Annotated in this window: 20 protein-coding genes; 13 read left to right on the forward strand and 7 right to left on the reverse strand. The window is 72.9% G+C overall.

Annotated elements, in window-relative coordinates:
- Positions 1 to 29 precede the first annotated feature (29 nt).
- Positions 30 to 1484: a S28 family serine protease gene (locus ACIA6C_RS03855; RefSeq protein WP_361136773.1), complete on the reverse strand. Its 1455-nt coding sequence runs from the start codon at positions 1482 to 1484 to the stop codon at positions 30 to 32.
- Positions 1485 to 1891: 407 nt separating this feature from the next.
- On the reverse strand, positions 1892 to 5680 hold the full coding sequence (locus tag ACIA6C_RS03860; RefSeq protein ID WP_399272704.1) for an ABC transporter ATP-binding protein: 3789 nt from the start codon (positions 5678 to 5680) through the stop codon (positions 1892 to 1894).
- Positions 5681 to 5915: 235 nt separating this feature from the next.
- Here ACIA6C_RS03860 and ACIA6C_RS03865 point away from each other — a divergent pair, with 235 nt between their 5' ends.
- On the forward strand, positions 5916 to 6266 hold the full coding sequence (locus tag ACIA6C_RS03865; protein ID WP_399272706.1) for an ATP-binding protein: 351 nt from the start codon (positions 5916 to 5918) through the stop codon (positions 6264 to 6266).
- Here the strand turns inward: ACIA6C_RS03865 and ACIA6C_RS03870 are convergent.
- Together ACIA6C_RS03870 and speB are read right to left on the reverse strand one after the other, a co-directional pair.
- Positions 6238 to 7905 (reverse strand): thiamine pyrophosphate-binding protein, encoded by a 1668-nt coding sequence (locus ACIA6C_RS03870; protein WP_399272708.1) that lies wholly within the window; start codon positions 7903 to 7905, stop codon positions 6238 to 6240. The genes ACIA6C_RS03865 and ACIA6C_RS03870 overlap by 29 nt on opposite strands.
- A gap of 5 nt (positions 7906 to 7910) precedes the next feature.
- Positions 7911 to 8873: an agmatinase gene (gene speB / locus ACIA6C_RS03875; RefSeq protein WP_399272710.1), complete on the reverse strand. Its 963-nt coding sequence runs from the start codon at positions 8871 to 8873 to the stop codon at positions 7911 to 7913.
- 110 nt (positions 8874 to 8983) lie between these two features.
- On the opposite strand from speB, the gene ACIA6C_RS03880 reads away from it, so the two are divergent.
- From ACIA6C_RS03880 to ACIA6C_RS03900, 5 genes are all read left to right on the forward strand, one after another.
- Positions 8984 to 10540: a helix-turn-helix domain-containing protein gene (locus tag ACIA6C_RS03880; RefSeq protein ID WP_399272712.1), complete on the forward strand. Its 1557-nt coding sequence runs from the start codon at positions 8984 to 8986 to the stop codon at positions 10538 to 10540.
- 103 nt (positions 10541 to 10643) lie between these two features.
- The gene (locus ACIA6C_RS03885) at positions 10644 to 11801 is read left to right on the forward strand and encodes an acyl-CoA dehydrogenase family protein (RefSeq protein ID WP_361136761.1); all 1158 of its coding nucleotides are present in this window, start codon (positions 10644 to 10646) and stop codon (positions 11799 to 11801) included.
- Between the two features lie 39 nt (positions 11802 to 11840).
- Positions 11841 to 12719, forward strand: coding sequence for an acyl-CoA thioesterase (locus tag ACIA6C_RS03890; RefSeq protein WP_399272714.1), 879 nt, complete (start codon positions 11841 to 11843; stop codon positions 12717 to 12719).
- A 19-nt stretch (positions 12720 to 12738) separates the two neighbouring features.
- A complete protein-coding gene (locus ACIA6C_RS03895) occupies positions 12739 to 13761 on the forward strand; it encodes a cation diffusion facilitator family transporter (protein WP_399272716.1) in 1023 nt (340 codons plus the stop codon).
- 11 nt (positions 13762 to 13772) lie between these two features.
- The gene (locus tag ACIA6C_RS03900) at positions 13773 to 14117 is read left to right on the forward strand and encodes a VOC family protein (protein WP_366079047.1); all 345 of its coding nucleotides are present in this window, start codon (positions 13773 to 13775) and stop codon (positions 14115 to 14117) included.
- Here the strand turns inward: ACIA6C_RS03900 and ACIA6C_RS03905 are convergent.
- A complete protein-coding gene (locus tag ACIA6C_RS03905; protein ID WP_399272718.1) occupies positions 14107 to 14586 on the reverse strand; it encodes a MarR family winged helix-turn-helix transcriptional regulator in 480 nt (159 codons plus the stop codon). The genes ACIA6C_RS03900 and ACIA6C_RS03905 overlap by 11 nt on opposite strands.
- A gap of 92 nt (positions 14587 to 14678) precedes the next feature.
- On the opposite strand from ACIA6C_RS03905, the gene ACIA6C_RS03910 reads away from it, so the two are divergent.
- Positions 14679 to 15524 carry an SDR family NAD(P)-dependent oxidoreductase gene (locus ACIA6C_RS03910; protein ID WP_399272720.1) on the forward strand — a complete coding sequence of 282 codons (846 nt, stop codon included), beginning with the start codon at positions 14679 to 14681 and terminating at the stop codon, positions 15522 to 15524.
- Positions 15525 to 15552: 28 nt separating this feature from the next.
- Here the strand turns inward: ACIA6C_RS03910 and ACIA6C_RS03915 are convergent, their stop codons facing one another.
- Positions 15553 to 16374: a phosphatase gene (locus ACIA6C_RS03915; RefSeq protein ID WP_399272722.1), complete on the reverse strand. Its 822-nt coding sequence runs from the start codon at positions 16372 to 16374 to the stop codon at positions 15553 to 15555.
- A gap of 56 nt (positions 16375 to 16430) precedes the next feature.
- Positions 16431 to 17009: a TetR/AcrR family transcriptional regulator gene (locus tag ACIA6C_RS03920; RefSeq protein WP_361136747.1), complete on the reverse strand. Its 579-nt coding sequence runs from the start codon at positions 17007 to 17009 to the stop codon at positions 16431 to 16433.
- A 112-nt stretch (positions 17010 to 17121) separates the two neighbouring features.
- On the opposite strand from ACIA6C_RS03920, the gene ACIA6C_RS03925 reads away from it, so the two are divergent.
- The 6 genes from ACIA6C_RS03925 to ACIA6C_RS03950 all read left to right on the forward strand — a co-directional run bounded on the left by ACIA6C_RS03925 (position 17122) and on the right by ACIA6C_RS03950 (position 25120).
- Positions 17122 to 18738, forward strand: coding sequence for a carboxyl transferase domain-containing protein (locus ACIA6C_RS03925; protein WP_399272724.1), 1617 nt, complete (start codon positions 17122 to 17124; stop codon positions 18736 to 18738).
- Between the two features lie 16 nt (positions 18739 to 18754).
- Positions 18755 to 20854: a biotin carboxylase N-terminal domain-containing protein gene (locus ACIA6C_RS03930; protein ID WP_399272726.1), complete on the forward strand. Its 2100-nt coding sequence runs from the start codon at positions 18755 to 18757 to the stop codon at positions 20852 to 20854.
- Positions 20851 to 21783 carry a hydroxymethylglutaryl-CoA lyase gene (locus ACIA6C_RS03935; RefSeq protein ID WP_399272728.1) on the forward strand — a complete coding sequence of 311 codons (933 nt, stop codon included), beginning with the start codon at positions 20851 to 20853 and terminating at the stop codon, positions 21781 to 21783. Before ACIA6C_RS03930 ends, ACIA6C_RS03935 begins: the two co-directional genes overlap by 4 nt.
- A gap of 7 nt (positions 21784 to 21790) precedes the next feature.
- Positions 21791 to 22951 carry an acyl-CoA dehydrogenase family protein gene (locus tag ACIA6C_RS03940; protein ID WP_399272730.1) on the forward strand — a complete coding sequence of 387 codons (1161 nt, stop codon included), beginning with the start codon at positions 21791 to 21793 and terminating at the stop codon, positions 22949 to 22951.
- A gap of 149 nt (positions 22952 to 23100) precedes the next feature.
- Positions 23101 to 24141, forward strand: coding sequence for an ABC transporter substrate-binding protein (locus ACIA6C_RS03945; protein ID WP_399272732.1), 1041 nt, complete (start codon positions 23101 to 23103; stop codon positions 24139 to 24141).
- Positions 24142 to 24190: 49 nt separating this feature from the next.
- Entirely contained in the window at positions 24191 to 25120 is a 930-nt protein-coding gene (locus tag ACIA6C_RS03950; protein WP_399272734.1) for a siderophore-interacting protein, read from the forward strand.
- Positions 25121 to 25193: the final 73 nt, after the last annotated feature.

The raw sequence follows: 25193 nt of genomic DNA on the forward strand, positions 1-25193 counted from the left end.
GCCGGGCCCGCGGCCCCGCCGGGCGGGGGCTACGGGCGCAGCTGCGCCTCGCGCGGCAGGTCCTGCCGGTCGAGCTGCGGGTCCGGCTTCGCCAGCGGCGTCGCCCGTCCCGCGTCGGTGAGGGCGGCGGCCGGCGCCACCCCGGCCCACTGGAGGATCCGCGCCGTCGCGAGGGTCCGCTCGCCGTCCTGGAGCTTGGCGACGTTGGCCCCGTGGTTGGCGCCCGGGGCGATCATCACGTAGCTGTCCTTCACGCCGTAGCCGAGGTGGAACGGTTCGGCGCCCCACGGGTCGTTCTGCCCGTACACGAACAGCATCCGCTCCGCGTGAGCGCGCACCCAGTTGTCGACGTCGGCCATCACCCCGGGCTGGAAGGTCATCGGGATGTCGCGCGGCACGAAGTCGCGCGGCGGCTGGTAGCCGTAGCGGGTCAGCCCCTTGAGGTGCGGCTGCTTGATGTCGGGCGAGCCGAGCTGCGTACCCGCCTGGTAGTAGTACGGCGTGTACGTCTCCAGTCCCTGGTCGGTGTAGGCCGAGAAGCCGGAGATGGTGTCGACGGTGTCCCAGATCTCCTGGTCGGAGGCGGTCGCCGCGGCCGGGATGCCGGCGCAGTCGGCGAGCAGGCTGTACTGCCAGAAGGCCCAGGTGTAGTCCAGCACCACGGCCTCGTAGGCCTTGTCGAGGGTGCCGACGGTGGTGAAGGTCCAGCCGTTCTCCGCGGCGGCGGCCGCGTACTTGGCCTCCAGCGGCTCGCGGCGGACGAGCGCCTCGCGCTGGACGGCGTTCAGCTTGTCGCGGCACTCCTTGGTGCCGACCTTGGCGAGGAACCGGTCGTAGGCCGAGTCCTCCTTGTTGTTGACGTCGTTGGGCGCGACGTAGGCGACGACGCCGTCCATGTCACGCGGGTAGAAGCGCTCGTAGTACGTCGCCGTCATACCGCCCTTGCTGCCGCCCGTGGCGATCCAGTTCTTGCTGTAGATCTTCTTCAAGGCGGTGAAGAGGCGGTGCTGGTCGCTGGCGGCCTGCCAGATGTCCAGGTCCGACCAGTTGGCGGGGTCGGGCCGGGACGGCGTGAAGAATCGATACTCCAGGGACACCTGGTTGCCGTCGACGATGGTCGTCGGCTCACTGCGGCGCGGGCTGGTGGTGACGTTGTAGCCGGAGGTGTAGAAGACGGTGGGCCGCGAGGTGTCCTTGTGGAGCAGGGTCAGGCGCTGCTTGAAGGTCCCCTTCGAGGGCCGGCGGTGGTCGATCGGCTGCTCGTAGGCGAGAACGAAGAAGCGGTACCCGGGGTACGGCTTCTCCTCGATCAGACTCATCCCCGGGATGCCGAGGATCTGGTCCTTGATGTCCGCGGCGGCGGCCGGCCGTGCGGCGGTGGCCGCCCGTTCCGTGGCATCGGCCGCTTGTGCCGTGGAGGCGGCCGCACCCGTGGTGCCGATGAGCACCACGAGCGACAGCAGCCATCCGAGCGTCTTGCGCATTCGCCCTCCCCTTGCGTTCACTTCGGTCGCGGTGAACCTAGCGGGGCCAACGCGCCTCTGAACAGACCACGTTGGGCCGCGGGGAAGCCGTCAGCACAGGATCCGGCCGGAATCGACCGATCCGGCCGCTACGTTCCCCCTTGCATACACGCAACGGCTGATCGCGCCGACGGTGACGGGGCGCGCGTAACGGGTGAAGCGCCCCGCATCGGCGACCGGGACACCGCCACGCGGCTGAACGCCCACCGCCATCCGGCGGCGCTCGCCCGGGTGGGAGGCGAGGTGGGCAGTGCGCCGCCGACGAGCCCCAGAGCCGCCGCGAACACCCCCGGGGTGCGCGCCCGCGCCCGCCGGGGCACCGACTACGACGCCCCGTCCCGCGGAAGGTTGCACCCCACAAGCGCGGTTCAGGCGGCCGCCCGCTCGTCCTCTCCCGCGAAGGTCCGCCACAGCTCGGCGTACCGGCCGCCGCGCGCGAGGAGTTCGGCGTGCGTACCGTCCTCCACGACCACACCGCGGTCGAGGACCACCACGCGGTCGGCGCGGGCGGCGGTCGTCAGGCGGTGGGCGACGACCAGGGTGGTGCGCTTGCCCGCGAGCCGGTCGGTGGCCAGGTTGACCTGCGCCTCGGTGGCCAGGTCGAGGGCGGCCGTCGCCTCGTCCAGCAGCAGGACGTCCGGGTCCACGAGTTCGGCGCGGGCCAGCGCGATCAGCTGGCGCTGACCGGCGGACAGGTTGCGCCCCCGTTCGGCGACGGTGTGCAGGTAGCCGCCGTCGAGGGTGGCGACCATGTCGTGGGCGCCGACCGCGCGGGCGGCGGCCTCCACTTCGGCGTCGCTCGCCTCGGGCCGCCCGTAGGCGATGGCGTCGCGGACCGTCCCCGGGAAGAGGTAGGCCTCCTGGGGGACGACGCCCAGCCTGTGGCGGTACGCCGTCAGGTCCAGCTCCCGCAGGTCGGTGCCGTCGGCGGTGACCCGGCCGGAGGTCGGGTCGTAGAACCGGGCCACCATCTTGACCAGCGTGGACTTGCCGGCGCCCGTCTCGCCGACGAAGGCGACGGTCTGCCCGGCCGGTATGCGCAGGCTGATCCCGGCCAGCGCCTCGCCCTTCTCGCCGCGCTCCTCGGCGGTGCCGTAGGCGAAGCGCACGTCCTCGAAGGCGATCTCGCCGCGCAGCTCCGCCACCGGGCGCGGATCGGCGGGCCGGGGGGTGGTGGTCGGCTCGCGCAGCAGGTCCTGGATCCGTCCGAGGGAGACGGTGGCCTGCTGGTAGCCGTCGAAGACCTGGGAGAGCTGCTGGACGGGTGCGAAGAACAGGTCGATGTAGAGCAGGTACGCGACGAGCGCGCCCGTGGTGAGCGTCATGGCTTCCACCCGGCTCGCGCCGACGATCAGCACGGCGGCCGCGGCGCCCGAGGACAGCAGCTGCACGAAGGGGAAGTAGACGGATATCAGCCACTGGCCGCGGACCCGGGCCTCGCGGTAGGAGTCGCTGCGGCCGGCGAAGCGGACGGCTCCGTCGCCCTCGCGGCGGAAGGCCTGGACGATGCGCAGCCCGGCCACCGACTCCTGGAGGTCGGCGTTGACGCCGCTGACCCGGTCGCGGGCGAGTTCGTACGCGGCGACCGACTTGCGGCGGAAGACGACGGTGGCGACGACGAGGAGCGGGAGCGTGGCGAAGACGATCAGCGCCAGTTCCACGTCGAGGACGAGCAGGGCGATCAGGATGCCGAAGAAGGTGAAGACGGAGACGACGGCGGTGACCAGACCGGTCTGGAGGAAGCTGGAGAGCGCGTCCACGTCGGTGGTCATCCGGGTCATGATCTTGCCGGTCAGCTCGCGCTCGTAGTAGTCGAGCCCGAGGCGCTGGAGCTGGGCGAAGATCTTCACGCGCAGCGCGTACAGCACGCGCTCGCCGGTCCTGCCGGTCATCCGGGTCTCCGCGAACTGCGCGGCCCACTGTCCGATGACGACGGCCAGGGCCAGCCCGGCGGCCACCCAGACCGCTCCGAGCGCGGCCTGTTCGACGCCCTTGTCGATGCCGTGCCGGATCAGGATCGGCAGCAGCAGCCCGGAGCCCGCGTCCACGGCGACGAGGCCGAGGCTGATGGCGAGCGGCGCCCAGAACCCGTGGAGCAGCCGGCGCAGGCCGTAGCTTTCCTCGGGGGCCGCGGCCCGGTCCTCGTCGACGTCGGGCAGGTCGTCGGCGGGCGGCAGGGCGGCGACCTGCGCGAGCAGTTCGGGGGTGGCGGGGCTGCCGGCCGCGGGGGCGGGGAGGTCGCCCTTCGATTCGTCCTCGCGCCGCCACAGCTCGGGGGTGATGCCGCCGGAGACCCGGCGTTTGGCGTTGACCGGCTCGGAGTCGATCTCCGCCTCGATCTCGATGTCCCGTTCGATGTCACGCTCGAACTCGGCCATCGCGGCGGCCTCGGGGACGCGCGGCGAGGCGGCGCCGAGGGCTTCGGGGTCCGTCAGCAGCCTGCGGTAGAGGGGCGAGCGGCGTTCGAGTTCCTCGTGGGTGCCTATGTCGCGGAGCCGCCCGCGGTCGAGTACGGCGATCCGGTCGGCGAGCGCGAGCGTGGAGCGGCGGTGTGCGATGAGGAGGGTGGTGCGGCCTGCCATGACGGCGCGCAGGGCCTCGTGGATCTCGTGCTCGACGCGGGCGTCGACGGCGGAGGTCGCGTCGTCCAGGAGGAGCAGCCGGGGGTCGGTGAGGAGGGCGCGGGCGAGCGCGATGCGCTGGCGCTGGCCGCCGGAGAGGGTCAGGCCCTGCTCGCCGACCTTGGTGTCGTACCCCGCGGGCAGGGCCTCGATGAACCCCTCGGCCTGGGCGGCGCGGGCGGCGGCCCGTATCTGCTCCTCGTCGGCGGCGGGGTTCCCGTAGGCGATGTTGGCGCGGATCGAGTCGGAGAAGAGGAACGAATCCTCGGGCACCAGGCCGATCGCGCCGCGCAGGGAGGCGTACGTCAGCTCGCGCACGTCGTGGCCGCCGACGCGGACGACGCCCCGGTCGGCGTCGTAGAAGCGGGGCAGGAGCAGCGAGACGGTCGACTTGCCGCTGCCGGAGGAGCCGACGAGCGCGACGGTCTCGCCCTCCGCCATCCGCAGCGAGAACCCGTCGAGGACGGGCCGCTCGGGGTCGTAGCCGAAGCGGACGTCCTCGAACTCGACGGTGGCGGGAGCGTCGGCGGGCAGCTCGGTCGTGCCCTCCTCGATCACCGGCTCGGTGTCGATCAACTCGAATACGCGCTCGACGCCGGCGCGGGCCTGCTGTCCGACGGTGAGGACCATGGCCAGCATGCGGACGGGGCCGACGAGCTGGGCGAGGTAGGTGGAGAAGGCGACGAAGGTACCGAGGGTGACCTGGCCGCGGGTGGCCATCCAGCCGCCGAGGGCCAGCATCGCGACCTGCCCGAGCGCGGGTACGGCCTGGAGCGCGGGGGTGTACTTCGAGTTGAGCCGGATGGCCCGCATCCGCCCGCCGAACAGGCGGCGGCCGGCCTCGCGGAGCTTTCCGGTCTCCTGCTCCTCCTGTCCGAAGCCCTTGACGACGCGGACGCCGGTCACGGCCCCGTCGACGACACCGGCGACGGCGGCGGCCTGGCTCTGCGCGTACCAGGTGGCGGGGAACAGCTTCTTGCGGCTGCGCTTGGCGATGTACCAGAGGGCGGGGGCCATGAGGAGGGCGACGAGGGTCAGCAGCGGGGACAGCGCCAGCATGATGCCGAGGGATATCCCGAAGAGCAGGAAGTTCCCGATGGTCATCGGGAGCATGAAGAGCAGGCCCTGGATCAGCTGGAGGTCGCTGGTGGCCCGGCCGACGACCTGGCCGGTGGACAGTTCGTCCTGGCGGCGGCCGTCGAGGCGGGTGATGGCGCCGTACATCTCGGTGCGCAGGTCGTGCTGGACGTCGAGGGCGAGGCGCCCGCCGTAGTACCTGCGTATGTAGGTGAGTACGTACACCAGGAGGGCGGCGCCTATGAGCATCGCGGCCCAGGGGCCCATCGGCTTGCTCTCGTCGCCGATGACGTCGTCGATGATGGTGCGGGTGACGAGCGGTACGAGCGCCATGACGGCCATACCGGCCAGCGAGGACCCGAGCGCGAGCAGCACGTTCGCCTTGTACCGCCAGGTGTAGGCGGCCAGCCGTCGGCCCCAGCCCCGTTTTCCGCCTGCTTCCGTCTCCGCCGCCGCCACGTCGAGCCTCCCCGTCGATCCTGTCCTGCCGGAAGCGCCAACGCCCCGACCGGCGGATTTCATCCCGCTGCAACAATCGAACAGGGCTCCGCGCCAGGGCGCCGGGCGGCGTGGGCCGTTGGGGGGCGCGACGCCCAGTTCGGCGGAGGCGTCCGCGTAACGGGTGGTGAACTCGCCGGGCCCGCACCTACGGGCCGTCCGCGGTCAGCCGCAGGGCCGCCTGCTGGAGTAATTGGTGGTCTCCGAGCTGGTGACGAACGCCCTGAGACACTCCGGCGCGCCGCAGGGGAGGGACATCGGCGTCCGGCTCGCTCGGCGGGAGGGCGGGGTGCGCGTCGAGGTGTCCGACACCGGAGCCGTCGTCGACCTCGCGCCGCAGGCCACCACGGCCTGCGACGAGCGGGGCCGCGGGCTCGCGATCGTTGCGGCGTTGGTCGAGTGCTGGGGATGCCGCCCCAGGCCGCACGGCGTCGGGAAGGCCGTGTGGGCGGACGTGGGGCCCTCGTCGCGGGAGGGGCAGCGTCGCGGTGAGCCCCCGCAGCAGGGCGCCCGGGCCGTCACAGGTGGGTCGGGGCGAACATCTTGAGCGTCGTCGGGAGGACCAGGACCGAGGGGCCCGGGGAGGCGAGGGCCGTGGCGAGGTCCTCGCGGAGGGTGGCGGCCGAGGTGGTGGCGGCCGGGACGCCGAAGGAGGCCGCCAGAGCGACGAAGTCGGGGCCGGTGAGGTCCGTGCCCGTCGCGCAGCCGTACTCGCGCAGGATGCCGTAGCCGCCGTCGTCCACGATCAGCCAGGTCACGTCCAGCTCGTGCTGCTTGGCCGTGGCCAGTTCGGCGATCGAGTACATCGCGCCGCCGTCGCCCGAGACGGCCAGCACCGGGGTGCCCGGTTCCGCGACGCACGCGCCGAGGGCCGCCGGGAAGGCGTAGCCGAGGCCGCCCGCGCCCTGCGCCGAGTGCATGGTGTTGGGGTGCTTCGCGTCGAAGGCCGACCAGGCCCAGTAGGACAGGATCGTCATGTCCCAGAACGACGGGGAGCGCGGCGGCAGGGCCGACCTGACAGCGGCCAGCAGTTCCTGCTCCAGCGCCACGTCCTGCTCGGCGAGGCGGGCGCCGATCTCGTCCAGGACCGTGCGGACGCGGGCGGGGGCCGAGGGGTCCTCGCGTTCGGACACCGTCTCCAGCAGGGCCTGCAGCGCCAGCCGGGCGTCCGCGTGGATGCCGAGGCCCGGGTGGTTGGACTCCAGCTTCCCGAGGTCCGCCTCGATCTGGACGACCCGGCCCCCGGGGGAGAACGTGTGGTAGTTCGAGGACAGCTCGCCGAGGCCGGAGCCGACGACCAGGAGTACGTCCGCGTCCTCCAGGAAGTCCGTCATGTGGCGGTCCTCCAGCCAGGACTGGAGGGACAGCGGATGGGTCCAGGGAAAGGCTCCCTTCCCGCCGAAGGTGGTGACCACGGGCGCGTCCAGGCGTTCCGCGAGCTGCCTGAGCTTGCCGGCGGCGTCCGCGCGGATCACACCGCCGCCCGCGATGATCACCGGGCGGGAGGCGTTCGAGAGCCAGTGGGCGGCCAGGGCCGTCAGCTCGGGGCGGGGCGCCAGCTCGTGCGGAGTCGCGTCCATGCCGGTGACCTGCGGGATCACCGTCTCGGTCCGCAGGACGTCCTCCGGGATCTCCACCCAGACGGGGCCGTGCGGAGTGGTGAGCGCCGACTCCCAGGCCTGCGCGATGACGGACGGGATCTGCGACGGGGTGCGGGCGGTGTGGACCGACTTGACCACCTCGCGGAAGGAGGCGGACTGGTCGCGCAGCTCGTGCAGGTGGCCACGGCGGCCTCCGCCCAGGCCCGGGGACGGGACCTGGGAGGAGATCGCGAGGACCGGCGCGGAGGCCGCCGCGGCTTCGGCCAGCGCCGGCAGGGCCATCAGCGCGCCCGGGCCGGTGGACAGCAGCAGCGGGACGGCCTCGCCCGTGAGGCGGCCGTAGGCGTCGGCCGCGAACCCGGCGTTGTTCTCCGTACGCAGGGCCACCAGCCGCAGGTCGGAACGGCCCACCGCGTCGAAGACGGCCAGGGCGTGCTGGCCGGGCAGGCCGAACACGGTGGTGGCGCCGAGGGAGCGCAGCGTTTCCACGACCAGGTCCCCGCCCGTCCGCCCGGGCGGCGGCGCGAGGGCGGCCGCCGTCTGGGCTTCGGTGGGACGGAGTACCAGGTCGTGGTCGTGCGTCACGTCGGTTACTTGCCCTTCGCCTGCGCGATCTGTCGCGACATGATCGTGGTCAGCTCGTACGCGGTGTGCGAGGCCGCGACCGAGGTGATCTCGGCGTGATCGTACGCCGGGGCGACCTCGACGACGTCGGCGGAGACCAGGTTGCAGGACGACAGGCCGCGGATGATCTCCAGCAGCTCGCGGGAGGTCATGCCGCCCGCCTCCGGCGTGCCGGTGCCGGGCGCGTGCGCCGGGTCCAGGACGTCGATGTCGATGGAGATGTACAGCGGACGGTCGCCGATGCGCTGGCGGAGCTGGTCCGCGACCTCGTCGGCGCCGCGCCGGTAGACGTCGGCCGAGGTGACGATGCCGAAGCCCATCTTCGCGTCGTCGTCCAGGTCCTGCTTGCCGTAGAGCGGGCCGCGCGTGCCGACGTGGGAGAGCGCCTCGGTGTCGAGGATGCCCTCCTCCACGGCGCGGCGGAACGGGGTGCCGTGCGTGTACTCGGCGCCGAAGTACGTGTCCCAGGTGTCCAGGTGGGCGTCGAAGTGCAGCAGCGCGACCGGGCCGTGCTTCTTGGCGACCGAGCGCAGCAGCGGCAGCGCGATCGTGTGGTCGCCGCCGAGGGTCATCAGGCGGGAGCCGGCGCCGAGCAGTTCGTCGGCGGCGGCCTCGACCGTCTCGACGGCCTCGTTGATGTTGAAGGGGTTCACCGCGATGTCACCGGCGTCCGCCACCTGGGCGAGCGCGAACGGCGAGGCGTCCTGCGCGGGGTTGTACGGGCGCAGCAGGCGCGAGGCCTCGCGGATGGCGTTGCCGCCGAAGCGGGCGCCCGGCCGGTAGGAGACACCGGAGTCGAACGGGACGCCGACGACGGCCACCTCGGCGGAGCCGACCTCGTCCAGGCGCGGCAGCCGGGCGAAGGTCGCCGGGCCCGCGTAGCGCGGGATCCGGGAGGAGTCGACGGGTCCGCGCGGCTGCGTGCTCATGGGGGTGCCTTCCGGAGGGGGTGTGCGGTCCTTCGAGCGTAAGGGGACACCCGGGCGCGGCGAAGTGTACGTTTCATCCACCACGCCTCCACCGTATGTACGGAGTATCCATGCCGGATCAACCGCCGACCCCGGGGGTCGACCTCGCCGCCCTGCTCGCCGACCGGGAGCTGGGCCTGCGCGCACTGCACGCGGCCGAGGGCGCCCCGGGGCACGCCGCCGTGCACGCCGTGCACGCCTCGGAGATGGCCGACCCGTCGCCGTACCTGCTGGGCGGGGAACTGCTGCTCACCGCCGGGGCGCAGCTGGGGCCGGACGCCGACGGGTACGTGGCCCGGCTCGTCGCGGCGGGCGCGGCGGCGCTCGGCTTCGGGGTGGCGCCCGTGTACGAGGAGGTTCCGCCGGAGCTGGTGGCGGCGTGCGCGCGGCACGGGCTGCCGCTGCTGGAGGTCCCGCCGGGGACCCCGTTCACCGCGGTCGCCCGTACGGTGTGGCGGCTGATGGCGGAGGCCCGGACGCGTGAGCTGCGCCGGGTCACCGAGGCGCAGCAGGCCCTGGCCGCGGCGGCCGCCCGGCCGGATCCGGTCCCGGCGGTACTGCGCAGGCTGGCGGCGAGCCTGGGCGGACGGGTCGTGCTGCTGCGGGGCGGCCCGGGCGGCGGCGCCGATTCCGGGGAGGCGGGCCGCGAGGTCCCGCCGGGGGCGGCAGCCGCGCTGGAGGCGCTGCTCGCGCGGGTCGCCGCCCGGGGCGGCCCGGCGACGGCGACGGACTCCGCCGCGGGGTGGCAGCTGTCGGCGTACGCCCTGGGCGGCGCCCCGGGCCCGGGCGGCGCGGGCCCGAGCAGCCCAGGCCCCGGCAGCCCAGGCCCGAGCAGCGGCGCAGCCCCCGGCCCCGGCGGCCCGGCCACGGCCGCCGTCCCTCGCCCGGGCTCCGCCCCGACCCCGCTCCCCGCGCCCGTCCTCGGCGTCGCCGTCCCGGAGCGCACCCCCGGGGACCACGCCATCACCGCCATCGCCGCCGTCCTGCTGGGCCTGCTCACCACGCACCGCCCCGCCGGGACCGAGGCCGCAGCGCTGACCCGGCTGCTCCTGGACGGGGACCCGGCCGAGGCCCTGCCCCCCGGCCCCTGGCGGGTGGTCCACGCCCGGGGTGCGGGGGACCCGCGGGCCCTCGCGGGGGCGCTGGGCACCGTACTCCTGGACCCGCGCGGCCCGCAGCTGCGCCTCCTGACCGACCGGGATCCCGCTCCGCAGCCGGGGTGGCGCCTCGGCGTCAGCGCGCCCGCCCGCCCCGGGGCCCTGCCGGCGGCCGACACCCAGGCCCGCCGCGCCCTGGAGCGGGCCGAGGCGGCGCGCACCCCGCTGGTGCGGCACTCCGAGGCGGGCCTGCCCGGACTCGTGGACCCGGCGCAGGCCCGCGCGCACGCCGAGGCGCTGCTCGCGCCGCTCGGCCCGGCCCGGGCGGCGACCCTGCGCGGCTGGCTGGCCCACCACGGCAGCTGGGACCGCAGCGCCGCCGCCCTCGGCGTCCACCGCAACACGGTCCGCCAGCGCATCGCCCGCTGCGCCGCCCTCCTCGGCCGCGACCTCGATGACCCGGACGTGCGCATGGAACTGTGGTTCGCGCTACGTACCCTGGACAGCGGGGACAACTCGCCGGTAACTTAATCTGAGCAAGCGCTTAGACGTTTGCCATCAATCGAGCAACCACGACGGCGCGCAACCACCTCCGCGACAGCGGCGGCGGGTTAGCCGCAGAGGGAGGCCGGCCGTGCGCCGTACCGTTTTCAACGAGGACCACGAAGCGTTCCGCGAGACCATCCGCGCCTTCATCGAGGCCGAGGTCGTCCCCGTCTACGACGAATGGTTCGCCGCCGGCCAGGCGCCCCGCGAGTTCTACTACAAGCTCGGCGAGCTGGGCATCTTCGGCATCAACGTCCCCGAGGAGTTCGGCGGCGCGGGCCTGGACACCCACAAGTTCGAGGCCGTCCTCTACGAGGAGACCTCGCGCGCGGGCGTCAACTTCGGCGGCTCCGGCGTGCACGTACTGCTCGCCCTCCCCTACATCAAGATGCTGGCCGACGACGAGCAGAAGAAGCGCTTCCTGCCGAAGTTCGTCACCGGCGAGGAGATGTGGGCCCTCGCGATGACCGAGCCGGGCACCGGCTCCGACGTCGCGGGCATGAAGACCACCGCCAAGCTCTCCGAGGACGGCACCCACTACGTCCTCAACGGCGCCAAGACCTTCATCACCGGTGGCGTCCACGCCGACCGCGTGATCGTCTGCGCCCGTACCTCCGCCCCGCGCGAGGACGACCGCCGCTTCGGCATCTCCCTCTTCGCCGTCGACACCAAGTCCGAGGGCTACTCCGTCGGCCGCAAGCTGGACAAGCTGGGCCTGCGCACCTCCGACACCGCCGAACTCGCGTTCGTCGACGTCAAGGTGCCCGCCGAGGACCTGCTCGGCGAGGAGAACAAGGGCTTCTACTACCTCGGCGCGAACCTGCCCTCCGAGCGCTGGGGCATCGCCTTCGGCGCGTACGCCCAGGCCAAGGCCGCCATACGGTTCGCCCAGCAGTACGTGACGGAGCGCACCGTCTTCGGCAAGCCGGTCGCCCACTTCCAGAACACCAAGTTCGAGCTGGCCGCCTGCCAGGCCGAGGTCGACGCGGCGGAGGCCGTCGCCGACCGCGCGCTGGAGGCCCTGGACGCCGGTGAGCTGACGGCCGCCGAGGCCGCGTCCGCGAAGCTGTTCTGCACCGAGGTCGCGCACCGCGTCATCGACAAGTGCCTCCAGCTGCACGGCGGGTACGGCTACATGAACGAGTACCCGATCGCCCGTCTGTACGCCGACAACCGCGTGAACCGCATCTACGGCGGCACCAGCGAGGTCATGAAGTCCATCATCGCGAAGTCGATGGGCCTGTAAGGAACATCCGGGAACCGGGGGAATCCACGTCTCAGTCCCATGAACGAGGCACTGACGACGCTCCTCGATCTGCTCGACCTGGAGCAGATCGAGGAGGACATCTTCCGCGGGACCAGCCGTACGTCGCTGGTACCGCGGGTCTTCGGCGGACAGGTCGCGGCCCAGGCACTGGTCGCGGCCGGCCGGACCGTGGCCGCGGACCGCACCGCGCACTCCCTGCACTCCTACTTCCTGCGTGCCGGTGATCCCGGCGCGCCCATCGTGTACTCGGTCGACCGGATCCGCGACGGGCGCTCCTTCACCACGCGCCGGGTCGTCGCCGTCCAGCACGGGCAGCCGATCTTCCACCTCTCCGCGTCCTTCCAGACCTACGAGGAGGGGCTCGACCACCAGGCCGTGATGCCGCACGCGCCCGATCCGGAGACCCTGCCCACGGCCGCCGAGTCGCTCCCGCTGTACCGGGAGGTCTTCCGCGACCCGGGAACGGTGGAGCGGCTGATCGACGCCCGCGGCGCGGTGGACCTGCGGTACGCGACGACTCCCCCGTGGGGCTCGGTCGGGCAGCCGCGGGAGCCGCACTCGCAGGTGTGGTTCCGTACGGCCGACAAGCTCGACTCCGACGACCCCCTGCTGCACACCTGCCTGGCCACGTACGTCTCCGACATGACGCTCCTGGACTCGGTGCTGCTCGCGCACGGCCGGGGCGGCTGGGCCGTCGGCGACGTGGTCGGCGCCTCCCTCGACCACGCGATGTGGTTCCACCGGCCCTTCCGCGCCGACGAGTGGCTGCTGTACGACCAGGAGTCGCCCTCGGCGGCGGCCGGGCGGGGTCTGGGCCAGGCCCGCATCTGGACGCAGGACGGCCGGCTGGCCGTGACGGTCATCCAGGAGGGTGTCGTACGCGTCCCGCGCGGATAGCGGCCCCTACCGTCGCTGCATGGCCTCACAACCACCCGGACCACCCGGACCACCGGAAGCGACCGGACCACCGCGAGCGAGCGGGGCGGCGGAGTCCGAGAGCGTCGGGACGGTCGTCGTCGCGGTCGTCACCAACCTCGGCATCGCCGCCGCCAAGGCGGTCGGCGGGATCATCAGCGGGTCGAGCGCGATGCTGTCGGAGGCCGCGCACTCGGTGGCCGACACCGTCACCGAGGTCCTGCTGCTGGCCGCGCTGAAACGCAGCGCACGGCCGGCCGACGAGGCGCACCCGCTCGGGTACGGGCCGGAGCGCTACATCTGGGCGCTGCTCGCCTCGATCGCGACCTTCGTCGGCGGCGCGGTCTTCGCGGTGTACGACGGCATCCACACGCTGCTGCACGGCGAGGACCCGGGCGACCCGACGGTGTCCTACGTCATCCTCGCGGTCGCCTTCCTGCTGGAGGGCTACTCGCTGCTCGTGGCCTGGCGCCAGGTGCGCGGCGAGGCGGCGCGGCTGCGGGCCCCGCTGGGGCGGTACGTGAAGCACACCCCGGACACCGCGGTGAAGGCCGTCCTGCTGGAGAACGTGGCCGCGCTGATCGGCCTGGTCCTGGCGGCCGGCGGGCTGCTGGGGGCGCAGCTGACGGGGTCGGGGGCGTACGACGGCGTCGCGTCGCTGCTGATCGGGCTGCTGCTGGTGTGGGTGGCGTGGGAGCTGGGCCGCTCCAACGCGCAGTACCTGATCGGGCGGCCCCTGTCGGCGGCGACGCGCGCGCAGGTGCGGGAGGAACTGCTCTCGGTGCCGCACATCGAGGGCGTGCTGGAGCTGACCACGCTGGTGCAGGGGCCGGACGAGGTGCTGATCGCGGCGAAGATCGACTTCCACGACCTGGCTTCGGCCCGGCAGGTCGAGGCGGCGTGCGAGGACGCGGAGTCGCAGCTGCGCGAGCGCTGGCCGTCGATCCGCCGCGTGTACCTGGACCCGACGCCGACCCCGGCGGGACCCGGCCGGCAGCAGGTGACTCCACGGGCGAATCCATAGACTCGGGCACCATGCGGGGACATGTGCAGCAGATCGTCGTGGACTGTCACGAGCCGAAGGAGCTGGTCCGCTTCTGGGCCCGCCTCCTCGGCGGGGAACCGGTCCACCGCGGGCGCGGCTGGTCGCACGTGGAGCTGTCCGGGTCCGTGCGGCTCGCCTTCCAGCCGGTTCCCGAGGCGAAGACCGTGAAGAACCGCCTCCACCTCGACATCGCGGTCGACGACGTCGAGGCCGCCGCCGGCGAGGCGGTGGGGCTGGGCGCACGCCGCCTGGGCCCGGTGGTGACCGACGACCAGGGTTCCTTCCAGGCGATGCTCGACCCGGAGGGCAACGAGTTCTGCCTCGTCAGCCCTTGATGTGGTCGCGGGCGGCCGGGCGGGACTTGAGTTTGGCCCAGATGCCCGCCAGTGCGGCGATGTCCGCGTCGTCCAGGAGGTCGTCGAAGACCTCGGCGAGGACCTCGCGGCGGGTGGCGTCGGCCTCCTCGAAGGCGCGGTGGCCCGCTTCGGTGAGGGCGAGCCGGACCGAGCGGGCGTCGGTCGGGGACGGTATCCGCTGGATCAGGCCGCGGGCCTGGAGGGAGTCCGCGACGCGGGACACCTGGCTGCGGCTGAGCAGGGTCACGGCCCCGAGCTCGGAGGCGGCGACCGGTTCCTTCTGCGCGCGCAGCCACAGCATGACCTCGAACCAGGACAGCGGCAGGTCGTGGCGGCGCGCGAGCGCCTGGTCCACGCGGGCACTGAGCGTGGAACCCGCCCAGACGAGGCCGTAGAAGGCGTGGTCGCGGGGGGTGAATTCGCCCGGGGTGAGGTTGTTCTGCGCCATGGGGGCAAGCCTACCGGGAAGGAGGTTGCGTGCACACGCACACAAAGATAATGTGTGTGCACACGCACTTACGGTTCTACGAGGAGCTACCCATGACCAAGACCGTTCTCATCACCGGCACGTCCTCCGGCATCGGCCTGGCCACCGCGGTCGGCGCCGCCCGGGCCGGCTGGCACGCCGTGGCGACGATGCGCGACACGGGCCGGGCACAAGCGCTGCTGGAGACCGCCCGCGAGGCCGGTGTCGCCGACCGGGTCCAGGTCAAGCGGCTGGACGTGACGGACGCCGGGTCGGTGGCCGCCTGCGTGGCGGAGGTCGTCGCCGAGCACGGGCACCTCGACGCGGTCGTGAACAACGCCGGCGCCGGCTTCGTCGGCACCGTCGAGCAGCACGACATGGAGCAGGTCCGGTCGGTCATGGAGGTCAACTTCTTCGGCGTGGTCGAGCTCACCCGCACCGCACTCCCCCACTTGCGCGCCTCGGGCGGCCGGGTCATCACGGTGACCAGCGTCGGCGGAGTGGTCGGCCAGCCCTTCAACGAGGCCTACTGCGCGGCCAAGTTCGCCGTCGAGGGCTTCATGGAGTCCCTCGCCCCGGTCGCCGCGAGCACGGGCGTCCAGGTGGCCGTGGTCGAACCCGGCGCCGTCACCAGCGAGTTCGTGAACAACGTACGGCTCGACGTACCGGCCATGCTCGCGCAGGCGGGGCCGTACGCCCCGGCGCTCCAGGGCTACGTCGACCACGCCCTCAAGACCTTCGGCAGCGACACCGCCCAGACCTCGGAGCAGGCGGCGGCGCCGGTCGTCGGCGCCCTGACCGCCGAGAAGACGCCGTTCCGTATCCAGACCTCCGACTGGGCCCGCGACTTCGTCGCCGCCAAGCTCGCGGACCTCGACGGCTCGGCCGTCCAGGCCGAGATGACCGCCTGGCTGGGCTAGGCCGTCGCTCCTGGGGGGCGGGGCCCCGTCAGCTCAGGCCCGCCGCCGCCAGCAGGTACGCCACCACCGGGTCGTAGTAGCGCGGGTCGCGGACGTGGTCGTCCAGGGGTACCGCCACCTGGAGGGTGCCCTCCGCCTCGCCGAGGAACAGCGCGGGGTCGTTGCAGTCCGCGTAGCCCACCGCGTCCAGCCCCCGCTGCGCCGCGCAGCCCGCCCAGCCGTGGTCGGCCACGACCAGGTCGGGCAGGGGCCGGCCCGCGGCTTCCAGGCCGTCCAGGATGGCCGTCATCGGAGCCGGGGAGTGGGTGTGCCACAGCGTGGCGCCGCGCTCCAGTACGGCCACGTCCGCGAACTGCCACACCGAGCCCTCGTCGGCGGTCAGCCCCGGCGGGATCACCACGATCTCGCAGCCGGCCTCGCGCAGGGCGGCCGCCGTCGCGCGGTGGACGTCCAGGAGGCCGCCCGGGTGCCCGGTGGCCAGCAGGACCCGCTGGCGGTCCAGCGCCGCCTTGCGCAGCCGCGCCGCCATCCGGTCCAGGGCGGCGACGGTCAGTTCCGGGTCGATGGTGTCCTGCCCGTACCGGTGCTCCGCGTCGTCCACGACCCCGCACCGCTCCGCCATGACGGCCAGGACGTCCTGTTCGTCCGTCCAGCGGTCGCCGAGTTCCAGGCCGAGCCAGTAGTGCCGGTCGCCGTTGGCGAGCTTGCGGTAGTGGGAGAGGTTGTTCTCGCGCGCCGTCGCCACGTCGCCCGCGATCCGCGTACGGACCAGGTGGTCGATGAGTTCGGTGCGGTCCGGTGTCCCCACGGGCTGGGCGGGCGTCTCTATCGGCTTCGGCATATGGCTCATTGTGCCGCCGCCCCGCCGGAGGCGTCTGTTCCATTCCGACCAGCGGACACGGGGCGTCACCCCGACAGCGCCCCGAAGGCCCCGTTGGCCAGCCGCCGCAGCAGCGACTCGGTCGCCTCCCGGCCCAGCGCCGCCAGGTGCGGGGTGGAGTTCAGCAGGCCGAACACCGCGTGCACGGAGACCCGTACCTCCGACTCGCCCACCTCCGGGTGGAGCCGGCGCACGACCTCCACCCACAGCTCGACGTACTGCCGCTGGAGCTGGCGCACGAGCTTGCGGTCGGCGTCGCGCAGCCGGTCCAGCTCGCGGTCGTGGAGGGTGATCAGCGCGCGGTCGTCCAGCGCGAAGTCGATGTGGCCCTCCACGAGGGAGGCGAGCACCGCCGCCGGGTCCCCGGCCGCCTCCTCCACCCGGCGCCGGCCCCCGGTCAGGAGGCGTTCGCTGATCCCGACGAGCAGCTCGGCGAGCATGGCGTCCTTGCCCGCGAAATGGCGGTACAGGCCGGGTCCGCTGATGCCCACCGCGGCCCCTATCTCGTCCACGCCGACGCCGTGGAAACCGCGCTCGGCGAAGAGGCGGGCGGCCTCACTGAGGATCTGCTCGCGACGGGTGGGGGCGGCCGCTCTGGTGCTCATGGGAATCCATTCTAGACAGGGCCGTTAGCGCTCGTTAACCTAGGCCTCACAGGCGTTAACGCTCATTAACAGCGTGACCGGTTTCCATGGACCGAGCAAGGGAGCTCGACCGATGCAGCAGGCACCAGTGCTGACGAGCGCCGCGGACCCGGCGTCCGAGGCCTGGCGGACCAACGAGGCCGCCCACCGGGAACTCGCCGAGGGCCTGCGCGCCCGGCTGGAGGCGGCCCGCCTCGGCGGCGGCGAGAAGGCCCGTGCCCGCCACACCGCCCGGGGCAAGCTGCTCCCGCGCGAGCGCGTGGACACCCTCCTCGACCCGGGTTCGCCCTTCCTGGAGCTGGCCCCGCTGGCCGCCGAGGGCATGTACGGGGGCGCGGCCCCCGCCGCCGGGGTCATCGCGGGCATCGGCCGGGTCAGCGGCCGCGAGTGCGTCATCGTCGCGAACGACGCCACCGTCAAGGGCGGCACGTACTACCCGATGACCGTCAAGAAGCACCTGCGCGCGCAGGAGGTGGCGCTGGAGAACCGTCTCCCCTGCCTCTACCTCGTCGACTCGGGCGGCGCCTTCCTTCCCCTGCAGGACGAGGTCTTCCCCGACCGGGACCACTTCGGCCGCATCTTCTACAACCAGGCCCGCATGTCCGGCGCCGGCATCCCGCAGATCGCCGCCGTCCTCGGCTCCTGCACCGCGGGCGGTGCCTACGTACCGGCCATGAGCGACGAGGCCGTCATCGTCCGGGGCCAGGGCACGATCTTCCTGGGCGGGCCGCCGCTGGTGAAGGCCGCCACGGGCGAGGTCGTCACGGCGGAGGAGCTCGGCGGCGGGGAGGTCCACTCCCGGACCTCCGGCGTCACCGACCACCTCGCGGAGGACGACGCGCACGCGCTGCGGATCGTGCGCAACATCGTGGCGACCCTGCCCGCGCGCGGGGCGCTGCCCTGGTCGGTCGAGGCGCCGCAGGAGCCGAAGGTGGACCCGTACGGCCTGTACGGCGCGGTCCCCGTCGACTCCCGCACTCCCTACGACGCCCGCGAGGTCATCGCCCGGATCGTGGACGGCTCCCGCTTCCAGGAGTTCAAGGCGGAGTTCGGGCAGACGCTGGTCACCGGCTTCGCCCGGATCCACGGCCACCCCGTGGGCATCGTCGCCAACAACGGCATCCTCTTCTCCGAATCCGCCCAGAAGGGCGCCCACTTCATCGAGCTGTGCGACCAGCGCGGCATCCCGCTCCTGTTCCTCCAGAACATCTCGGGCTTCATGGTCGGCCGCGACTACGAGGCGGGCGGCATCGCCAAGCACGGCGCGAAGATGGTCACGGCGGTCGCCTGCACCCGCGTCCCGAAGCTGACGGTGGTCGTCGGCGGCTCGTACGGGGCCGGCAACTACTCGATGTGCGGCCGGGCGTACTCGCCGCGCTTCCTGTGGATGTGGCCCAACGCCAAGATCTCCGTCATGGGCGGCGAACAGGCCGCGTCCGTCCTCGCGACCGTCAAGCGCGACCAGATCGAGGGCGCGGGCCAGGAGTGGCCGGCCGAGGACGAGGAGGCGTTCAAGGCCCCGGTCCGCGCGCAGTACGAGGAACAGGGCAACGCCTACTACGCCACCGCCCGGCTGTGGGACGACGGCGTCATCGACCCCCTGGAGACCCGGCAGGTGCTGGGGCTGGCCCTGACCGCGTGCGCGAACGCTCCGCTGGGCGATCGCGGCTTCGGCATCTTCCGTATGTGACGTGAGGACCTCACTGATGTTCAGCACTGTTCTGGTCGCCAACCGGGGCGAGATCGCGGTACGCGTCATCCGCACGCTGCGGGAGCTCGGCGTGCGTTCCGTGGCCGTCTTCAGCGACGCGGACGCGGACGCGCGGCACGTCCGGGAGGCCGACACGGCCGTCCGGATCGGCCCGGCGGCGGCCGCCGAGAGCTACCTGTCGGTGCAGCGGCTGCTCGACGCGGCCCGCCGCACCGGCGCCGAGGCCGTCCACCCGGGCTACGGCTTCCTCGCGGAGAACGCGGGGTTCGCGGCGGCCTGCGAGGAGGCGGGCCTGGTGTTCATCGGCCCGCCCGCGAGCGCGATCTCGCTGATGGGCGACAAGATCCGGGCGAAGGAGACGGTGAAGGCGGCCGGTGTCCCGGTCGTCCCCGGCTCGTCCGGGAGCGGCCTGAGCGACGCCGAACTGGCCTCCGCCGCCGAGAAGATCGGCATGCCGGTGCTGCTCAAGCCCTCGGCGGGCGGCGGCGGCAAGGGCATGCGCCTGGTACGGGACGCGGACCTGCTCGGCGAGGAGATCGCGGCGGCCCGCCGCGAGGCACGGTCCTCGTTCGGCGACGACACGCTGCTCGTGGAGCGGTGGGTGGACCGGCCGCGGCACATCGAAATCCAGGTGCTGGCGGACGCGCACGGCAACGTGGTGCACCTGGGCGAGCGCGAGTGCTCGCTCCAGCGGCGGCACCAGAAGGTCATCGAGGAGGCGCCCTCGGTCCTGCTGACCCCGCAGCTGCGGGCGTCGATGGGTGCGGCGGCGGTGGAGGCGGCCCGCTCCTGCGGGTACGTCGGCGCGGGCACGGTGGAGTTCATCGTGCCGGGCGGGGACCCGTCCTCGTACTACTTCATGGAGATGAACACCCGGCTCCAGGTGGAGCACCCGGTGACGGAGCTCATCACCGGGCTGGACCTGGTGGAGCAGCAGCTGCGGGTCGCCGCCGGCGAGCCGCTCGGCTTCGGCCAGGCCGACGTCACCCTGACGGGCCACGCGATCGAGGCCCGCGTCTGCGCGGAGGACCCGGCGCGGGGGTTCCTGCCGTCGGGCGGCACCGTGCTGGCGCTGTCGGAGCCCTCGGGCGGCCCGGTGCGGACGGACTCCGGGCTGGCGGCGGGGGTGGACACCGGCTCCACCTACGACCCGATGCTGTCGAAGGTGATCGCGTACGGGCCGGACCGGGCGGCGGCGTTGCGGGTGCTGCGGGGGGCGCTGGCGGACACCGTGATCCTCGGTGTCCAGACCAACGCGGGTTTCCTGCGGCGTCTTCTGGCCCACCCGGACGTCGTCTCCGGCACCCTGGACACGGGCCTGGTCGAGCGGGACCTGTCCACCATGCTCCCCGAGGGCGTCCCGCCCGAGGTGTACGCAGCCGCGGCCCTGCTGTCCCTCCCCCACCCCGCCCCTTCCGGGAACCTGGGCTCCGCCGCGGACCCCGCGCACCGGACGCCGGCGGGGCCGGAGGGCGCCTGGGCCGATCCGTTCTCCGCGGGCGACGGCTGGCGGCTGGGCGGTACCCCCGCCTGGACGGTCCACCACTTCCGCCTCCCCGGCCAGGAGCCCGTCTCGGTCCGCACCCGCCGGCGCGGCACGGAACAGGAGCTCCTGCTCGGCGCCGCACCCGACGGCGCAGGGGTGAACCACGCCCCGCAGGGCCCCGGCGCACCGGTCCGCGGCCGGATCGTCGGCCGCACGGCCGACCGGCTGACGGTCGAACTCGACGGCGTGACCCACCGCTTCGCCCACGCCGCCTCCCCGGAGGGCGTCTGGCTCGGCCGCGACGGCGACTCCTGGCACGTCCAGGCCCACGACCCCGTCACCGCCGCCCTCACCGGCCGGGGCCACGCCGGCGCGGACACCCTCGCCGCCCCGATGCCGGGCACCGTCACCGTCGTCAAGGTGGCCGTCGGCGACCACGTCACCGCCGGCCAGAGCCTCCTGGTCGTCGAGGCCATGAAGATGGAGCACGTCATCTCCGCCCCGCACGCCGGGACCGTCACCGAACTCGACGTCACCCCCGGCACCACCGTCGCCATGGACCAGGTCCTGGCCGTGGTCACCCCGGACACCGAGGAGGAGGGCGCATGAACGGCCTGCCCATGACCTTTCCGGACCCGGACCTTCCGGCCCGCGTCCGCATCCACGAGGTCGGCGCCCGCGACGGCCTGCAGAACGAGCAGGCCGCCGTCCCGACCGCCGTCAAGGCCGAGTTCGTCCACCGCCTGGCCGCGGCCGGGCTGACCACCATCGAGGCCACCAGCTTCGTCCACCCCAAGTGGGTGCCGCAGCTGGCCGACGCCGAGGAGCTGTTCCCGCTCCTCGGCGACCTCGACGCGGCCCTCCCCGTCCTCGTCCCCAACGAGCGCGGCCTCGACCGGGCACTCGCCCTCGGTGCCACCCGGATAGCGGTCTTCGGCTCCGCCACCGAGACCTTCGCCGCGCGCAACCTCAACCGCACGGTCGCCGAGTCCCTCGCGATGTTCGAGCCGGTGGTGGCCCGTGCCAAGGAGCAGCGGGCCCACGTCCGCGGGTATCTGTCGATGTGCTTCGGCGACCCCTGGGAGGGCGCGGTCCCGCTCCCCCAGGTCGTCCGCACCGCCAAGGCGCTGCTCGACCTCGGCTGCGACGAGCTCAGCCTCGGCGACACGATCGGCGTCGCCACCCCCGGGCACGTCCGGGCGCTGCTGCGCGCCCTCAACGAGGAAGGCGTCGCCACCGACCGGATCGGCGTGCACTTCCACGACACCTACGGCCAGGCCCTCTCCAACACCCTCGCCGCGCTCCGGCACGGCGTGACCACGGTCGACGCCTCCGCCGGCGGCCTCGGCGGCTGCCCGTACGCGAAGAGCGCCACCGGAAACCTCGCCACCGAGGACCTGGTGTGGATGCTCGACGGTCTCGGCATCGAGACCGGGGTCGATCTGGCCGCCCTCACCGCCACGAGCGTGTGGATGGCCGAGCAGTTGGGCCGGCCCAGCCCCTCCCGTACCGTCCGCGCCCTCTCCCACAAGGAGTAACGAAGACATGTCCCTCGACCACCGGCTCACCCCCGAGCACGAGGAACTCCGCCGCACCGTCGAGGAGTTCGCGCACGACGTCATCGCGCCCAAGATCGGCGACCTGTACGAGCGGCACGAGTTCCCGTACGAGATCGTCCGCGAGATGGGCCGGATGGGCCTGTTCGGCCTGCCCTTCCCCGAGGAGTACGGCGGCATGGGCGGCGACTACCTCGCCCTCGGCATCGCCCTGGAGGAGCTGGCCCGCGTCGACTCCTCGGTCGCCATCACCCTGGAGGCCGGGGTCTCCCTCGGCGCCATGCCCATCTTCCGGTTCGGCACCGAGGAGCAGAAGCGGGAGTGGCTGCCGCGGATGTGCTCCGGTGAGATCCTCGGCGCCTTCGGCCTGACGGAGCCGGGCGCGGGCTCGGACGCGGGCGGCAGCCGCACCACCGCCGTCAAGGACGGCGACGAGTGGGTGATCAACGGCTCGAAGTGCTTCATCACCAACTCCGGTACGGACATCACGGGTCTGGTCACCGTCACCGCCGTCACGGGCCGCAAGGCGGACGGCCGCCCGGAGATCTCCTCGATCATCGTCCCGTCCGGCACGCCGGGCTTCACCGTCGCCGCGCCGTACTCCAAGGTGGGCTGGAACTCCTCGGACACCCGCGAGCTGGCCTTCGACGACGTGCGGGTGCCGCTCGCCAACCTGGTGGGCGAGGAGGGCCGCGGCTACGCCCAGTTCCTGCGCATCCTGGACGAGGGGCGCGTCGCCATCTCGGCGCTCGCCACCGGCCTCGCGCAGGGCTGTGTGGACGAGTCGGTGAAGTACGCGAAGGAGCGGCAGTCCTTCGGCCGGCCGATCGGGGACAACCAGGCCATCCAGTTCAAGCTGGCCGACATGGAGATGCGCGCCCACATGGCCCGCGTCGGCTGGCGGGACGCGGCCTCGCGGCTGGTGGCGGGCGAGCCGTTCAAGAAGGAGGCGGCGATCGCGAAGCTGTACTCCTCCACCGTCGCCGTCGACAACGCCCGGGAGGCCACCCAGATCCACGGCGGCTACGGGTTCATGAACGAGTACCCGGTGGCGCGGATGTGGCGGGACTCCAAGATCCTGGAGATCGGCGAGGGCACGAGCGAGGTGCAGCGCATGCTCATCGCGCGCGAACTGGGCTTCGCGGGCTGACGGTCGGTCCGTTCGCGCAGGCGTGCAGGTGAGGGGCCCCGACGGAAGTCAGGGCCCCCTTACCCACTCAAGCGAGGTTAGGCTAACCTTCCTTCGAGCGGCCCCCGTGGTCGCCCGGCACGCCTCCACGCACGAAAGCGGACATCGACATGCCCAAGTCCCGGACCTCCCCCTTCACCCGCCGCGGCCTGATCGCCGCCGGCGGAGCCCTCGGTCTCGTCGCGGCACTCTCCGCCTGCGGCGGCGCCGACAAGGCCAAGGACGGTGCGGGCGGACCGGACAAGGGCGCGGCGGCCTCCGGTCCCTGGAGCTTCAAGGACGACCTGGGCAAGGAGGTCACCGCCAAGTCGACGCCCAAGAACATCGTCGCCTTCACCGGCACCGCGGCCGCGCTGTCCGACTACGGCGTCAAGGTGAAGGGCGTATTCGGCCCCACCAAGACCGCCGACGGCAAGCCCGACGTCCAGGCCGGCACGATGGACATCTCCAAGGTCGAGATCCTGGGCAACGTCTACGACGAGTTCAACGTCGAGAAGTACGCGGCCCTGAGGCCCGACCTGCTCGTCACCAACACCTGGGACGGCTCCTACTGGTACGTCCCCGAGGCCTCCAAGGACAAGATCCTCAAGCTGGCCCCGGCCGCCGCGATCTCGGTGGGCGGCGACGCCACCCTCGACAAGTCGCTGGAGCGCACCGCCGCCCTCGCCAAGTCCCTGGGCGCCGACATGAACTCCAAGGCCACCGTCGACGCGAAGGCCCGCTTCGAGGCCGCCTCCGCCAAGGTCCGCGAGGCCACCAAGGCCAACCCGGGCATCAAGGTGCTCGTCGGTTCCGGCGCCGCCGACCTGTTCTACGTCTCCACCCCGAAGACCTCCGCCGACCTCAAGTACTTCGAGTCCCTCGGCGTCGAGTTCGTCATCCCCGAGAAGCTGGACGCGGGCGGCTTCTTCGAGAGCCTGAGCTGGGAGAACGCCGGCAAGTACAAGGCCGACGTCGTCCTCCTCGACAACCGCACCGGAACCCTGCAGCCCGAGGAGCTCAAGGCCAAGCCGACCTGGGCCGAGCTGCCCGCCGTCAAGGCCGGCCAGGTCACCGCGCGCGTGACCGAGCCGATCTACTCGTACGACAAGTGCGCCAAGATCCTGGAGGACCTCGCGAAGGCGATCCAGAACGCCAAGAAGGTCAGCTGACCTCGCTCCGTTCCGGCGCCGCAGACCAACTCCCTGGGGGACCCACCGCATGACCGCCACCACCACCGCCGGAGGAACGGACGCCGGCCCGGACGCCACCGGAGCCGTCGCGGATTTCCGCTTCTTCGCGCTCGAAGTGCTCCGCACGCGCCGCCTCGGCCACTCGTTCCTGCGGGTCACCTTCGGCGGTGAGTCCCTCGCCGGCTTCCGCTCGGGCGGCTACGACCAGAGCCTCTCGCTCTTCCTGCCGCCCCCGCACCGGGAACACACCGTGCTCCCGTCCACCGACGAGGACACCTGGTTCGGCGCCTGGCGCGCCATGCCGGAGGACGAGCGCCCGGTGATGCGTTCGTACACCGTGCGCGAGCAGCGGCGCACACCGCAGGGCGTGGACGAGGTCGACATCGACTTCGTCCTCCACGGGGACACGAGCCCCGCTTCCGCGTGGGCGGGGCGGGCGGTCACCGGCCGCCGGATCCTCGTGATCGGGCCGGCCGTCGCGCGGAACAAGTCCGTACGGTTCCAGCCCCCGGCCGACACCGACCTCGTCCTGATGTACGCGGACGAGACCGCCCTGCCCGCCGCGGCCGCGATCCTGGACCGGCTCGACTCCGGCAGCCGCGTCAAGGCCTGGTTCGAGGTACCGCATGAGGACGACCGCCTCACCCTGCCCACCTCCGCGGACGCGGACATCACCTGGGTGGTACGCGGCGCGGGCGCCGGCCGGGAGCGGACCGAGCGCCTGCTGGAGGCCGTCCGGTCGGGGGAAGTGCCCGACTGCGGGGCCCCGTACGCCTGGATCGCCGGGGAGTCCGGCACGATCCGCGCGGTGCGCCGCCTCCTGGTGCAGGAGCGAGGGGTCGACCGGCGCCGGGTGCGTTTCACCGGCTACTGGCGGCTGGGCGCGAGCGAGGAGGAGCTCCTCGCGGAGGCCTCTTCGGGCCAGGCGCCCAGCGAGGACCCCGGCGCGGCGCTGTAGGCCTCAACTCCCCTTATTCAGGACCCGTTTCAGAGGGCCCCGGCCGATCGGCCGGGGCCCTCCCTGTTTGGTG

Origin of the sequence: Streptomyces sp. NPDC051578 (assembly GCF_044454045.1) — a bacterium.
GTDB lineage: Bacteria > Actinomycetota > Actinomycetes > Streptomycetales > Streptomycetaceae > Streptomyces.

Coding starts and splice junctions, on each gene's coding strand:
- ACIA6C_RS03855 (WP_361136773.1), bottom strand. CDS start 1,484: ATGCGCAAGACGCTCGGATGGCTGCTGTCGCTCGTGGTGCTCATCGGC.
- speB (WP_399272710.1), bottom strand. CDS start 8,873: ATGAGCACGCAGCCGCGCGGACCCGTCGACTCCTCCCGGATCCCGCGC.
- ACIA6C_RS03880 (WP_399272712.1), top strand. CDS start 8,984: ATGCCGGATCAACCGCCGACCCCGGGGGTCGACCTCGCCGCCCTGCTC.
- ACIA6C_RS03890 (WP_399272714.1), top strand. CDS start 11,841: ATGAACGAGGCACTGACGACGCTCCTCGATCTGCTCGACCTGGAGCAG.
- ACIA6C_RS03895 (WP_399272716.1), top strand. CDS start 12,739: ATGGCCTCACAACCACCCGGACCACCCGGACCACCGGAAGCGACCGGA.
- ACIA6C_RS03900 (WP_366079047.1), top strand. CDS start 13,773: ATGCGGGGACATGTGCAGCAGATCGTCGTGGACTGTCACGAGCCGAAG.
- ACIA6C_RS03905 (WP_399272718.1), bottom strand. CDS start 14,586: ATGGCGCAGAACAACCTCACCCCGGGCGAATTCACCCCCCGCGACCAC.
- ACIA6C_RS03910 (WP_399272720.1), top strand. CDS start 14,679: ATGACCAAGACCGTTCTCATCACCGGCACGTCCTCCGGCATCGGCCTG.
- ACIA6C_RS03915 (WP_399272722.1), bottom strand. CDS start 16,374: ATGAGCCATATGCCGAAGCCGATAGAGACGCCCGCCCAGCCCGTGGGG.
- ACIA6C_RS03920 (WP_361136747.1), bottom strand. CDS start 17,009: ATGAGCACCAGAGCGGCCGCCCCCACCCGTCGCGAGCAGATCCTCAGT.
- ACIA6C_RS03925 (WP_399272724.1), top strand. CDS start 17,122: ATGCAGCAGGCACCAGTGCTGACGAGCGCCGCGGACCCGGCGTCCGAG.
- ACIA6C_RS03930 (WP_399272726.1), top strand. CDS start 18,755: ATGTTCAGCACTGTTCTGGTCGCCAACCGGGGCGAGATCGCGGTACGC.
- ACIA6C_RS03935 (WP_399272728.1), top strand. CDS start 20,851: ATGAACGGCCTGCCCATGACCTTTCCGGACCCGGACCTTCCGGCCCGC.
- ACIA6C_RS03940 (WP_399272730.1), top strand. CDS start 21,791: ATGTCCCTCGACCACCGGCTCACCCCCGAGCACGAGGAACTCCGCCGC.
- ACIA6C_RS03945 (WP_399272732.1), top strand. CDS start 23,101: ATGCCCAAGTCCCGGACCTCCCCCTTCACCCGCCGCGGCCTGATCGCC.
- ACIA6C_RS03950 (WP_399272734.1), top strand. CDS start 24,191: ATGACCGCCACCACCACCGCCGGAGGAACGGACGCCGGCCCGGACGCC.